Raw genomic sequence first — 13,857 nt, 5'->3', positions numbered from 1 at the left:
TGAAAAAATGTGTTCGGGTTGTTACGTCCACAGTGGGAAGAACCGCCACGACCCCGGCCGACGCTATCAGGAACGGTATTTTGCCCGGTTGTTTTATGTGAGCAGTTTCGGTAAGGTGGTCTATGAGCCACGAGTCCGACGCCGATAGAACGACCGCCGTGTCAGACGACGACGTGCGCGTAGAGAAGTCGTTCGCCGGCGACGAGTTCCCGGTTCCGGCGATCAAGTTCCGGCTCGACTCCGAGAGCGACGAGCCCGTACACGTCCGGCTCGTCGATCAGATCCCCGAGGACTTCCCGATGGAAGGGGTCGGCTTCCATCCGGACTACGAGAGCGACAACTGGACCGCCTACAAGGACCACCGCGTCGAGTACGAGCGGACCCTCGACCCCGGTGAGGAGACCACGACGGTGTACGGGATCCGTCTCGAACAGGTCTCGGACGTCGAGGGATTCCTCGGCGAGCCGATTCTCGAACGCCCGCCCGCACCCGAAGAATCCAGCGACGACCAGACCGGCGCCGAGGTCGAAGACATCCTCGGCGCGGACCGGAGCCAACTCGTCCGCGACGCCCTGCAGGGCAACGGACGGCTGGCGACCGAAAGCGAGCCCAACGGAGAAATCGGACACGAGCAGCCGGTCGGACACGAATCAGAGCCCGAACAGGATCCGGTGCCGGACGCCGTCGAATCGTCCGCAGCGGTGGACGCCGACGACGCGCGTTCGGACGACCCGGGACTCGGCGCGGAGGCCAGTGCGGAGGCGACAGCCGAGAGCGTCACCGACGACGCCGCAGTAGAAGACGCCACAGGCGACACAGCAGAAGGAAACGCGGACGGCATCGAGGGAGAAGTGGAGGCAGGAGACGCGGACGGCGTCGCGGGAGAAGTCGACGCAGGCGACGCCACGGCTGAGAGCGGTGCGGGAACGGCGGCAGCGGAGTCGGAGGCGACCGCCAGCCTGGCGGACGCATCGGACGTGGCCGCGGGGCCCGGAGCCATCCCGCGCGAGATAGCGACTGATCTCACGCCCGCACTACGCCAGCGAGACGACGGCGAGAGTACGCCAGTGGAATCAGACGAGACCGACGAGGAGAGTGCGGAGCCGGTGGAGTCGGATGCAGAGGGCGAAGAAGATGCCGACGTCGACGCGGCCGACGAGGCACCCGAAACAACGGCGTCCGGAGAGAGTGACGCAGACGACTATCTCGACATCGACGAACACGTCGAAGAACACGTCGACGAGCCGGGCGTGAACGCTTCTGATGTCGCAGTGACCGCCGCAGCCGACGAGTCCGGGGCCGATGCGAGCGCCGAGTCCGGCACCGACGTAAGCGCCGAGCCAGCATCGACGCAGTCAGCCGATTCTCAGTCGGCGTCCGCCGCTGCGGAAGCCGGAACCGCAGCGTCCGGGGGCCTGGCGGCGACGCTCGCCGAGGAAATCCGTGCCGGGGAAGTCTCCGAGTCCGATCTCGATACGCTCCGCGGCGAGCTCGACGTCGGGCTGCCACGGAGCGCGGACGTTCGCCTCCGACGCGTACAGGCGCAGGTGGAGGAGCTCAACGCCTACGCCGACGCGCTCGCGGAGTTCATCGACGAGGAAGGCACCGGCGCGGAACTGGTCGAACGTCTCGACACGGAACTGAACGAGATCACCGCGGAACTCGACGATCTGCAGGCCTCGCTCGACGCCGCCGAAACGGACCGCGAGGAGATTCGCGCGGACGTGTCGAGCCTCCACGAGGACGTCGACGCGAACGACGAGCGGCTCACTGAGACGACGCAACGACTCGACGAGGTCGACGAGACCGCCTCGGCTGCCGCAGCCGGCCTCGACGACCTTCGCGAGCGGGCCGACGGGCTCGAAGAGCGACTCGACGCGACCGCAGACCGTGTCGCGGACGTCGAGGTGGGCGTCGACGACGTTGCGAGCGACGTCGATACCGTGGCAGCCGACGTAGACGACGTCGCAGCCGACGTCGATACGGTGGCAGCAGACGTCGACGAAGTAGCCGCCGAGATGGGTGAGGTCGCGGCGGACGTCGACGGACTCGCGGCCGACGTAGACGGGATGTCGTCCGATCTAGAGGGCGTCGCAGCCGACGTCGACGACGTCGCGATGGACGTAGACGAGACCGAGGCGCGCGTCTCGCGGCTCGACGAGGAGATGGGCGACGTCCGCGAGGACATCGCGACGCTCGACGGCGACGTCGTCGACGTTCGCGACTCGCTCGAAGCCGAGATCGACGAGCTTCGGGCCGATATGTCCGCGCTCTCGGCCGAACTCGATCGCTTCGAGTCCATCGAACGCGACATCGAAGAACTGCAGACGTTCCGCGACCGCCTCAACGACGCCTTCGGCCCCGGCGGTCAGTGAGCGGGTCGAATCCCCTCCGAGAGCCGTAACCGCGAAGCGCAATCTGTTTAGCGCGCCACCCCGTGCGTTCGACAATGACTGAGACGGAGGCGATTCGCGTCGCCGTCCCCCGCAAGGGCCGACCCCTCGAAGCCGTTCTCGAACGCGTCGCCGACGTTGCCGAGCGAAGCGCCGCCGGCAGCGCGGCCGACGTCGAGACCGTGGCCGACGAGATCATCTCGACGCTCCGCCACGAGAAAGCGGTCACGAAGGGCCATACCCAGCCGGGCGCGGACATCTACCAGCGGCTCGCGACGTACTCCGATCTCGAGGACGACTACGAGCCCGAGTACACGCTCCTCCGCGACGACCGCCAGGGGATGCCCCGTCGGATCGTCTTCGACAGCCTCACCGTCGACATCGGCGGCGTCCCGGTCCAGTTCGTCGGCCGCGAGGAGCCCTTCCGCGCGCTCCGCACCCACGAGTTCGGCCTGGGCTTCGACAGCGCGGATCTGGTCTTAGAGGAGGTCGTCGAACTCGAACCCGAAGGCGTCGGCTCGATAGCCGACGTCAACGCCCGGATCGACCCGATGAACACCGACGTTCGGGTCGTCTCGGGACTCGGCGACACCGTCTATCACACCCTGATGGCGCGTCCGGAGATTCTGCCACCGGGGGCCGACCTCGACCGCGAGTTCGTCGCCGGCTACGAGGGCGAACTGTGCATCTCGCCGCGGTACGAACGGCTCGTCGAGGCCGTCCTCGGTACGCGACCGCTCGACGGCATCTCCTTTGCCTACCCCGACGACGACCGCGAGGAGGAAGCGGCCATCGCGGACGTCGGTCTCGGCGTCTACCTGACGATGACTGGCTCGACCGCCCGCGATCACGGCCTCGTCCTCGGCGAGAACCTGTTCCCCTCGGAGACGGTCCTGATGGAGAACGTCGCGGAGGCCGAGGAACTCGACGCCGCCGAAACCGTTCGCGACGCGCTCGCGACCGCGGCCCACGAGACCGAAATCGCGGTGTGAGCGCGCAGATGGCGTGAACGCGCTGTGCGCTCCGGGCTTGTCGCTGGCGGGGTGACGCGCAGTTCGATTCGAGCCACATCGCTGGCGGATAGCGCCCGGTTAGTCCTCGCCGAGCGGCGTGGCACCGCTGTCGGCGTCGGTCGGCAGCGACTCGCGGACCTGGGTGTACACGAGAACGAGCGCGACGAGCGCCGCGACCGCACCGAAGGTGAACGGCGTCGACAGCCGACCGGCGTTGTACAGGAAGCCGGCGGTGAGCGGCCCGACCGCGACGCCGAGCCCGAACGCCATCGTCAGCACCGAGAGGGTGCTGCCCGATTGTCCCTCGCGTGCCAGGTCGCCCGCGAGCGCGAGCGACGGCGCGAACACCAGCGCGACCGCGACGCCCTGGAGGAGACGTGCGACGAGCATCGCCAGCGGCGTCGAGACGACGCCCTGCGCGAAGACGGCGGGGACGAGGATCACGAAGCCGGCGAGCAGGAAAGGCCGACGGCCGTAGGTGTCGCTCGCGCTCCCGATCGGGATCTGGAGCAGGACGTTCGCGATGACGACGGCCGCGAACTGGACGCTGAAGAGGAACGTACCCTCGTTCAGGCGGGCGCGGATGGGCGCTTCCAGCGGCGCGAACAGCGCGATCGTCATCGCCATGAAGAACGTGGCGACGCCGAGGACGAACACCGAGTCGAACCGTCCCGGCCCGCTCCGTTCGAGGATCCGAACCGAGAGGTCGTCGCCGGCCTCGGCGTCGAGCGTCGGCGGGTCGTCCACCACCGCGTAGACGAGCAGGAAGCTCACGATGGCCCCGGCCACGGCGACGCCGAACGCCGCGTCGAAGCCCGAGAGCAGGCCGAACGGAGTCGGGTACGGGCCGAATCGGATGACGACGCCGGCGACGATCGGGCCGAAGCCGAAACCGATCAACCGAAACGTGTTGAAGACGCCGAAGTTACCCCCGCGTTCGCTGTCCGACCGGGCGTAGTCGTTGACGAGCGCCACGGTCGCCGGAACCGTGAACGCGGCACCGATCCCCTGGAATCCACGGGCGACGAGGACCGCCCAGTAGTTGGTCAAGAACGGATACGCGACGCTCCCGATAGCGAACAACACCAGGCCGAAGAGGACGAACGACTTGCGCTTGCCCAACCGATCGGACAGACGACCGGTGAACGGTTGCCCGAAACTGTTGACGAACCCGAAAAGCGACAGGACGAACCCGATGAGTAGCTCCTCGCCGACGGCGACGCCGAAGAGGTCGCCGCCGACGAGACCGCCCAGCGATACCTGGCCACTCGCGATGTACAGCGGCAGCACGATGATGAGAAAGGAGTTGCCGAGCGCGTCCGCCATCCGGGCGAGCCCGAGCGCGATCACGCGCCCGTCGGTGTCACCGATCATCGTACGGCCCCGCTCTGTGTCCGCGTTCGAGCGACGACAGCTGGCCCCGAGCGTCTCCACATACTCGGGGCGACGGACGCCGCACGGAAGTCGCTTTCAGTCGGGACAGATCCGCAACGACGAGTCAGCCTGGACAGATCCGCAACAGGGCCTCAGTCGGCGTTCGCCTGCCACTTCCGCACCGTGTCGGGTCCGACGCCGTCGACCTTTTCGGCCAGCGCATCCGGTTCGACCTCTTTGAGCGAGGCGACGTCCTCGACGCCGGCGTCTTTGAGTTTCTCGGCGGTCTTCTCGCCGATGCCGCTGACGCTTTCGAGGTCGGAACCGCTCTCGCTCTGCTCGGCCTGGTACTCGCGATAGTTGCAGATCGGACAGCCGAGGTCCCACGGTTCGCTGTCGTCGTCGTAGGTGATCCGGAGTTTCGGGAGGTCGTGCTCCTCACAGGTCTCGTCTGTCACCTCGATGTCACCGCGGCGCGGTAAGGGAAGCGAGTACTCACAATCGGGATAGCGCGTACAGCCGACGAGCCGTGACCCCGAGCGGAGGCGTTTGATCGCGAGTTCGCCGCCCGCTGCGGCGTCGTCGCCTTCGTCTCGCGGCGTCTCCGACGCCGCGCTCTCACCACACTCGGGACACGGCCCGATCACCAGATCCTCCTGCTCGTCGGCCTCCTCGGCCTTACAGAGCGGACAGCCGTGGACGAACGTCTTGCGACCCGCGAGCATCTTGATGTGGTGCAGACCGTGTTCGTCGCAGGTCTCCTCTAAGATGAGCGGCTTGCCGGTCGAAGGCAGCGGGAGCGTGTAGGTGCAGTCCGGATAGGAGTCACACCCGATGAAGTACGAGCCCTGCCGGCTCTTTCGGATCACGAGGTCGCCGCCGCACTCGGGGCACTCGCCGACGGTCTTGTCCGCCTTCAGCGACTCCTGGAGGTGTTTTCCGACCTCCTCGCCGGACTCCATCAGCCCCTCGAACACCGATTCGAGAATCTCGCGGGACTCGTCTGTCACCCCGTCGAGCGTCGCCTCGCCGCGGGCGATGGCCTGCATATCTTCCTCCAGTTGGGCCGTCATCTCCTCGCTCACGATGCGGTCGGCGAACTCCTCGGAGGCCTCGACGACCGACCGGGCCAGTCGCGTCGGCCGCGGCGGGTCGCTCTCGATGTACCCGCGGTCGTACAGCTTCTGGATGACGTCGTGGCGGGTCGCCTTCGTCCCGATGCCCATCTGTTCCATCGTCTCGATGAGCCGCGACTGGCCGTAGCGCCGCGGCGGCTGGGTCTGCTTTGCGTCGAGGCGAGTGTCGGTGACGGTCAGTTCCTCGCCCTCGGCGACGTCGGGGACGAACGACTCGCTGGCGTTGGAATACGGGTAGACCGCGTGATAACCCGGGTCGAGGAGCCGCTTGCCGTTGGCCTTCAGCGAGAGGCCCTCGTCGTCGCCGGCGACAGTCGCGACGACGCGGAGGTGCTCCCAGGTAGCCGCCTCGGCGACGGTCGCGAAGAACCGCCGGACCACGAGTTCGTAGACCTCCCATTCGTCTTCTGTGAGTTCAGAATGACTGGGCAGTTCGCCGGTCGGGTGGATCGGCGGGTGATCTGTCGTCTCCTCGTCGCCGGCGGTCGGTTCGATCTCCTCCTGGTCGAGCAGCGATTTCGCGTCGTCGCCGAAGTCCCGCGTGCCGGCGAACGAATCCAGGAGCTCTCGGGGGTCGAGGTCGTCGGGGTAGACGGTGTTGTCCGTCCGCGGGTAGGTGAGATAGCCGGCGGTGTAGAGGTCCTCGGCGATGCTCATCGCGCGCTGGGCGGAGTAGCCGATCGAGCCCGCGGCGCGGATGAACTGCGTCGTGTTGAACGGCGCTGGCGGATCGTCGGTCCGGGTGCGCCGACGGACCGACTCGACCGACGCCGTCGACGACGACCGGAGCGTCTCGTAGGCCGCGTCCGCAGTGTCTTCGTCCCAGACGCGCTCGGCTTCGTTGCCATCCTCATCGAGGTAGAAGTACTGCGCCTCGAAGGAGCCGTCTTCGTCGGCGTCGTCTTTTTCGAGGTCCGCAAACAGTTCCCAGTAGTCTTCGGGATCGAACGCCTCGATCTCGCGCTCGCGATCGACGATGAGCTTCAGCGTCGGCCCCTGCACCCGGCCGACAGAGATGAAGTCGTCACCGAGCTGGCGCGCCGACAGCGAGAGAAAGCGCGTGAGCGCCGCCCCCCACACGAGGTCGATGATCTGGCGGGCCTCGCCGGCGGCCGCGAGGTCGAAGTCGAGTTCGTCGGGGTTCTCGAAGGCGTCGGTCACCTCGTTCTCCGTGATCGAGGAGAAACGGACGCGGTCGACCGGGACGTCGTCGTTGACCTCGCGGACGAGTTCGTAGGCCTCCTTGCCGATGAGTTCGCCCTCGCGGTCGTAGTCGGTCGCGATGACGACGCGACCCGCGCGGCGGGCGAGACGGCGGAGCGCCGCGACGATGTTCTCCTGGGTCGGGTGCTTGTCGATCGGTGCGTCGATCAGTTCGACCGGCTCGACGTCCCGCCAGTCGTTGTACTCCGGCGGGAAGTCGACGCCGACGACGTGGCCTGAGAGGCCGATACAGCGCTTGCCGCCCCACTTGTAGACGTTCACGCCGTTGAGGCGGTCGGCCTCGGCGGACCCGCCGCTCAGGATGTCGGCGATCCGCCGAGCGGCGTTGTCCTTCTCGGTGATTATCAGTTCCGGGCCCTGACTCATTGCCCGGCGATAAGCGAGGGGCCGGCCTAAAGCTTTCGCGCCGAATCGTGCAAAATCAGCGGACAGCGCGCCCGTGCGCGCGAAACAGCCGTTTCAGGCGCTCGCAGTGTGGCGGGCGTCGCAGATCCTCGAATCGAGACGAGGTCGTTACTCGTCGAGTTGCTCGCGGAGCTTCTGGTTCACGTCGCCGGGGTCGGCGCTGCCGCCGGTCTTCTGCATCACTTGCCCCACGAGGAAGTTGATCGCGCCGCCCTCGCCGGCGTGGTAGTCCTCGACGGCGTCGGGGTTCTCCTCGATGGCTTCCGCGACCGCGACGTCGACCTCGTCGTCGTCGGCCGTGCCGAGGCCCTCCGCCTCGATGACCGTGTCGGGGTCCTCGCCCTCGTCGAGCATCGTCCGGAGGACGATCTCCTCGGCGTTCTTCGTCGTAATCTCGTCGGCGTCGACGAGTTCGACGAGGCGCGTGAACTCCTCGAGGCGGTCGTCGACGTCGGTGATCGCCATATCGCGGTAGTTGAGTTCGCCCAGTAAGTTGTCCGCGACCCACGTCGCCGCGAGGTCGGGATCGAACTGGGAGGCGACGTCCTCGAAGAAGTCTGCGACCTCCTTCGTCGAGGTGAGTTTCGCCGCCGACTCGGCGTCGAGGCCGTACTCCTCGCGGAAGCGCTCGCGGCGGGCGTCGGGGAGTTCGGGGATGTCGATCTTCGTTTTCCAGTCGGAGACTTCGAGCGGCGGCAGGTCGGCCTCGCGGAAGTAGCGGTAGTCCTTTTCTTCTTCCTTCGAGCGCATCGAGACCGTGATGCCGCGTGACTCGTCCCAGTGGCGCGTCTCCTGTTCGACCGCGCGGCCGCGCTGGACGGCGTTCTTCTGCCGCGTCACCTCGTAGGCGAGCGCCTGCTCTGCGCCCTTGTGACTGGAGATGTTCTTCACCTCGGTCCGGTTGGCCGCCTCCAGCGACTCGACGCTGATCGAGCCGTCGTCGTCGACCTCGTCGGCCGGGACGAGCGAGATGTTGGCGTCGACGCGGAGCGACCCGTCGCGCGTGGAGTCGAAGACGCTGAGGTATTCGAGGACCTCTTCGAGTTTCGCGAGGAACGCGCGGGTCTCCTGAGGACTGCGGAAGTCGGGGCGGGTGACGATCTCCATCAGCGGCGTGCCGGCGCGGTTGTAGTCGACGAGCGTGTAGTCTGCGGTGTCGATACTGCCGCCCTTGTGCTGGAGGCTGCCCGGGTCCTCTTCGAGGTGGGCGCGTTCGATACCGATCTCGCGGCGCTCGCCCTCGACGGAGACTTCGAGGGTGCCGTCGGCGCAGATCGGGGCGTCGTACTGCGTGATCTGGAAGTTCTTCGGCAGGTCGGGGTAGTAGTAGTTCTTCCGGTGGAACCGGGTGTGTTCGGCGACGTCGGCGTCGAGCGCCTTGCCGACCTTCACGGCGGCCTCGACGGCCCCTTCGTTCAGGACGGGCAACGCACCCGGCAGGCCGAGACAGATCGGGCAGGTACGGCTGTTGGGCTCTTCGTCGTCCGCCGGTTCGGTCGAACACCCACAGAAGATCTTCGTGTCCGTCTCGAGTTGGACGTGGACCTCCAACCCGATGACGGTGGCGAGATCGCGCTGGGAGAGCGCCTTCGCGGTCATTGACGCGTGATTCGACGTAGCGGGGCTAAAGGCTAACGGGACGGTCGGATAGGTGGGCACCGAAAGCACCCTGACCACTGTCCGCTAGCGCCCATACCACCGGGAGTTTTTTCGCCGGACGATCAATAACGCTCGATTGGAACTGTGGGCCCAAACTCACCGCCGCGTTCGACGCGGGTCGGTCAGTTCATCGACGTCCGGCGGCTGTTGGCCGGGCTGGATCTCTACTACGGTTGGTTCGTCGTTGCCTCGTGCTTTCTCGGCGGGCTGCTGATCTACGGGCTCCTGTACTCGTTCAGCGTCTTTTTCGGCCACCTCGTCACCGCGTTCGGAATGTCGCACGCTAACACGTCTCTTATTTTCTCTCTGCAGTCGGTGATGATGTACGTCGGCGCGGCGGTGTTCGGGTTCACCATCGACCGGTACGACGTCCGCCGACTGTTCGCGCTCGGGTCTGTGCTGATCGTCGGCGGCCTGTTCGGGACGAGCATCTTCTCCAGTTTCCTGGGCGTGCTGGTGTGTTATGGGATCGCAGTCGGCATCGGATTCAGCATTGTGATGGTCATCGCATACGTGACACCGGTGTTCTGGTTCGAGCGGCGACGGGGCATCGCCACAGGGATCGCGACCGCGGGTGCCGGGGTCGGGATGATGGCGATGCCACCGTTCGCTCGTCTGTTGATCGAAGCGCTGGGCTGGCAGCGCGCGTACTTCGCGCTGGCGTTGTTAGTGAGCGTCGCCCTCGCAGTTGCGACGGTCCTGATTGCCGACCGGCCGGAACGACTCGGTATCGACGCCTCCGCGGAGTTCGTGACGACTGCCGACGACCGGTCTTACCCCTCCGCTCGTGAACAGTTGCGTGACGTCCGGTCTGTCGTGCTGTCGCCGTCGTTCGCCGTGTTCTTCCTGGCGTTTCTCGGATCGTATCTCGTGCCGTTGTCGCTGACGGTCAACTTCGTCGAGTTCGCCCGGTCGGTCGATATCGGAGCACAGGCCGGCGTCTTCGCAATCAGCGTGATCGGAGCGACCAACACCATCGGGAAGTTCGTCACCGGCTACCTCGCCGACCGGTTGGACACGACGCACGTCCTCGCCGGCAACGCGGTCGTGATCGGGGTGCTGACGGTTCCGATCACGCAGATACACGACGCGGGAGTGGTGCTCGCTATGTCGGCGCTGTTCGGGTTCGGATACGCCGGACTCGGGGCGCTGATGACGCCGGTGATGGCAGATCTCTTCGGAGCGGAGAATCTGAACGGACTGTTCGGTGTCGCGTCCGTCTCCTCAGCCTTCGCGGGTGCGCTCGGCCCTTATCTCGCGAACCTCTCGTTCGACCTGTACGGGACGTACATCCCCGTGTTCCTCGGGATGGCACTCATCAGCGTCCTCTCGGCGGGGCTGTTCCTCCTGGCCCGGCAGTGGGCCGAGACGGGGGTTCGTGCGTGACGGAGGGGACACGGCGCTATTCGACGTCTTCCTCGCGCTTCCGTAACCTATTCCCTCGGTCCCATCGACGGCACGCCCGATGAGCGACTCGCTGGCCGACGCTGCCAGGATCGACGTTCGCCGCGGGGTCACCTTTGCGGCCCCTGACGGCAGCCCCCTCCATCTCGATCTCTATCGCCCGGCGACGGCCGGGGTCGGGACAGCCGACGCTGCCCGCCGCGCCGCCGTCGTCCTCGTTCCCGGCAGTCGCGGTCGCGCCCCCGACAGCGGCGAACTGGCGCGGTACGCGCTCGATCTGGCCGAGCGCGGCTACGTCTGCGTCGTCCCGGCGTATCGCGGCAGCGACGTCGCGAGCTTCCCCGCCCAGATTCGGGATCTGAAGGCCGCGATCCGGTGGCTTCGCGCCGCCGCGGACGACGTCGGCGTCGACCCGGACCGCCTCGGCGCGTTCGGCCACGGCACGGGCGCACACCTCGCCGTCCTCGCCGCGGTGACGGCCGGAGAGGCGTCGTTTGCGCCACACGAATCGGCGTTCGCCGGTGTTCCGATCGACGCCGCGGCCGCATCCAGCGCACACGACGGGCTCGCCGCAGTCGTCGGCGTCGCCGGCACGTACGCACTGGAACACCAGCCCGAAACCGACGGTCTCGTGGCGCTGCTGGGCGGTGACCGCGAGTCGGCACCGGACGCCTGGGAGCGAGCGTCGCCGTCGACGTATCTGGGTGGTAACGGACAGCCGGGAGCGTGGGACACCTCACAGACGGACGCCGCGGCCGACGTGCCCCCAATTTTGCTCCTCCACGGCGAGGACGACGACGTCGTTCCGGCGATGGCCTCGGAACTGTTCCACGATATGCTGGAAGAGAGCGACGTCACCGCCGAGTGCGTGGTCGCGGCCGACGCCGGCCACGACGTCCACGAGACGCAGCGGCCGTTCACGCTCGGCTGGACCGAAGCGTTCTTCGATCGGCATCTCCGGTGAGAGGTTCGGCGTCCCGTCGCAGCCGGTGCTACCGGCGTCCGTCGAATCGGATATTCACGTCAACTATCACTTCCTGGGTAGGTGTCTGACGTACGTTTATGTGGCCGGAGACGGGCTATCTACCCTATGAGCAACCGTGTGGAGGAGCTCGAGTCGAAGGTCGCGGAGCTACAGGCCGCCGTCAACGGGCTGACCGAAGAGCTCGTCGAGACGAAAGAGCGCGTTCGGCTCCTCGAAGAGGAGGTCGAAGTCGACCTCGCGGCCGGGACCCGTCCGGTCGGTCACGACAACGTCGTCGCGTCGGAGCCCGAATCGGCATCGGAGCCCGAATCGGCGTCGGACGCCCAGTCCGAGCCCGAGGCGGCCGCCGAATCCGACGCCGAGGCGAACACCGCGGAAGACCCGATGGACCCACACCAGGAGTCGCCGGCGCAGGCGGAGTCGCGCCGCGAAACGTCCGCACAGCAGTCCGACGACGCGGACTTCATCGACGCCGACGCGGACGACCACATCCCGAGCGAGGTCGAATCGAAGGACGACGATACTAAGACGAACGAAACCGAGGGTGACGACGAGGCGGCGACCGAAGACGACGACATCATCGTCGCATAATCGGGCGCTCCGCCCGCTACGAGCAACCTATGCACATCAAAGAGCTCGTCCTCGACGGCTTCAAGAGCTTCGGGCGGACCACGCGTATCCCGTTCTACGAGGACTTCACAGTCGTTACGGGGCCGAACGGCTCCGGTAAGTCGAACATCATCGACGGCGTACTGTTCGCGCTCGGGTTAGCCCGGACGCGCGGCATCCGCGCCGAGAAGCTGACTGATCTCATCTACAACCCCGGTCACGCCGACGACAGCGACGGCGGCGGGGGCGGACCCAAAGAGGCCACCGTCACGGTCGTCCTCGACAACGCGGACGGCACGCTGGAGCGTTCGCAAGTCGTCAACGCCGCGGGCAGCGACGACGTCGGCGACGTCTCCGAGATCCGCGTCAAGCGCCGCGTGAAAGAGACAGAGGACAACTACTACTCGTATTACTACCTCAACGGCCGCTCGTGCAACCTCTCGGACATCCAGGACCTCCTCGCGCAAGCGGGCATCACGCCCGAGGGCTACAACGTCGTGATGCAGGGTGACGTCACCGAGATCATCAATATGACGCCCCACCAGCGCCGGGGCATCATCGACGAGATCGCCGGCGTCGCCGAGTTCGACGCCAAGAAGGAGGACGCCTTCGAGGAACTCGACGCCGTCGAAGATCGGATCGAGGAGGCCGACCTCCGGATCGAAGAGAAAGAGACCCGGCTCGACCAGCTCGAAGACGAGCGCGAGACGGCGCTGGAATACCAGTCGCTCCGCGAGGAGCGCGAGGAGTACGAAGGCTATCAGAAGGCCGCCGAACTGGAAGACAAGCGCGAGGACCTCGAAGCGACCCGGGAGCGAGCCGAGAGAACCGAATCGAAGCTCGAATCGCACCGCGAGGAACTCGACCGCCGGCAGGGTCGCGTCTCGCGGCTGGAGGACGAACTCGAAGCGCTCACGCGGGAGATCGAACGGAAGGGCGAGGACGAACAGCTCCGGATCAAATCCGAGATCGAGGAGGTCAAAGGCGAGATCGACCGGCTGGAGAACGCCATCGAGGCCGCCGAAGAGCGAATCGACGACGCCGAGAGCGAGCGGCGGAACGCGTTCGTCCAACTCGACCGCAAGCAGGAGGAGATCGACGAACTCGACGCGGAGATCCGCTCTGTCAAGGTCGAGAAGGCCTCCGTGAAGTCCGACATCGGCTCGCTGGAGACGGACCTGGCCGAAGTCCAGGCCGAAATCGACGACGTCGACACCGAGTACGACGAGCTGAAATCCGATCTCGCCGAGAAGAAAGCCCGGCTCGAAGAGCTGAAAACGGAGCAGAACGACCGCCAGCGCGAGAAGGATCGCCTCCTCGACGACACGCGACGACGGGCGACCGAAATCTCCGAGACCGAAGCGGAGATCGAGGACCTCCGCGAGACGCTGCCCGATCTGAAAGCCGAGGTGTCGGACCTCTACTCGGAACTCGACAAGGCCGAGAAGAACGAATCGAAGATCGAGGGCGTCGTCGACGACCTCCAAGCGGAGAAGGCAGAACTGAAAGACGACCTCGACGACGTCGTCGAGGAGATCCAATCGAAGCAATCGGAGTACGCCACGCTTGAGGCCCGCGCGGGCGACGACGGCGACAACTCCTGGCCGCGCGCGGTCACGACGATCCTCAACGCCGGGATGTCGGGTATCCACGGC

Annotated in this window: 9 protein-coding genes; 6 read left to right on the top strand and 3 right to left on the bottom strand. The window is 66.5% G+C overall.

Annotated features, from left to right (window positions below; all coding sequences use genetic code 11):
- Nucleotides 1-122: 122 nt before the first annotated feature.
- Both RBH22_RS00045 and RBH22_RS00040 read left to right on the top strand, forming a co-directional pair.
- Complete coding sequence (locus RBH22_RS00045; RefSeq protein ID WP_306676126.1) at nt 123-2,375, top strand: hypothetical protein; 2,253 nt, start codon at nt 123-125, stop codon at nt 2,373-2,375.
- A gap of 74 nt (nt 2,376-2,449) precedes the next feature.
- Complete coding sequence (locus tag RBH22_RS00040) at nt 2,450-3,385, top strand: hypothetical protein (protein ID WP_256287773.1); 936 nt, start codon at nt 2,450-2,452, stop codon at nt 3,383-3,385.
- Between the two features lie 99 nt (nt 3,386-3,484).
- On the opposite strand, the gene RBH22_RS00035 is transcribed toward RBH22_RS00040, so the two are convergent.
- The 3 genes from RBH22_RS00035 to gatB form a co-directional block, all read right to left on the bottom strand.
- Nucleotides 3,485-4,780, bottom strand: coding sequence for an MFS transporter (locus RBH22_RS00035; protein ID WP_256287772.1), 1,296 nt, complete (start codon nt 4,778-4,780; stop codon nt 3,485-3,487).
- 152 nt (nt 4,781-4,932) lie between these two features.
- Nucleotides 4,933-7,506: a DNA topoisomerase I gene (locus RBH22_RS00030; protein ID WP_306676125.1), complete on the bottom strand. Its 2,574-nt coding sequence runs from the start codon at nt 7,504-7,506 to the stop codon at nt 4,933-4,935.
- A gap of 147 nt (nt 7,507-7,653) precedes the next feature.
- Nucleotides 7,654-9,144 (bottom strand): Asp-tRNA(Asn)/Glu-tRNA(Gln) amidotransferase subunit GatB, encoded by a 1,491-nt coding sequence (gatB, locus tag RBH22_RS00025; RefSeq protein ID WP_256546378.1) that lies wholly within the window; start codon nt 9,142-9,144, stop codon nt 7,654-7,656.
- Between the two features lie 144 nt (nt 9,145-9,288).
- On the opposite strand from gatB, the gene RBH22_RS00020 reads away from it, so the two are divergent.
- The 4 genes from RBH22_RS00020 to RBH22_RS00005 form a co-directional block, all read left to right on the top strand.
- Nucleotides 9,289-10,590: an MFS transporter gene (locus RBH22_RS00020; RefSeq protein ID WP_306676124.1), complete on the top strand. Its 1,302-nt coding sequence runs from the start codon at nt 9,289-9,291 to the stop codon at nt 10,588-10,590.
- Nucleotides 10,591-10,669: 79 nt separating this feature from the next.
- The gene (locus RBH22_RS00015) at nt 10,670-11,572 is read left to right on the top strand and encodes an alpha/beta hydrolase (RefSeq protein ID WP_306676123.1); all 903 of its coding nucleotides are present in this window, start codon (nt 10,670-10,672) and stop codon (nt 11,570-11,572) included.
- A gap of 126 nt (nt 11,573-11,698) precedes the next feature.
- Nucleotides 11,699-12,184 carry a hypothetical protein gene (locus tag RBH22_RS00010; protein WP_256287767.1) on the top strand — a complete coding sequence of 162 codons (486 nt, stop codon included), beginning with the start codon at nt 11,699-11,701 and terminating at the stop codon, nt 12,182-12,184.
- 29 nt (nt 12,185-12,213) lie between these two features.
- The coding region (locus RBH22_RS00005; RefSeq protein ID WP_343218153.1) for an AAA family ATPase at nt 12,214-13,857 on the top strand (1,644 nt) is incomplete at its 3' end.

Origin of the sequence: Halobellus sp. H-GB7, assembly GCF_030848585.1 — an archaeon.
GTDB lineage: Archaea > Halobacteriota > Halobacteria > Halobacteriales > Haloferacaceae > Haloquadratum > Haloquadratum inordinatus.
The sequence above is the reverse complement of the archived record's forward strand: the minus strand, read 5'-3'. Positions and strand labels throughout refer to the sequence as shown.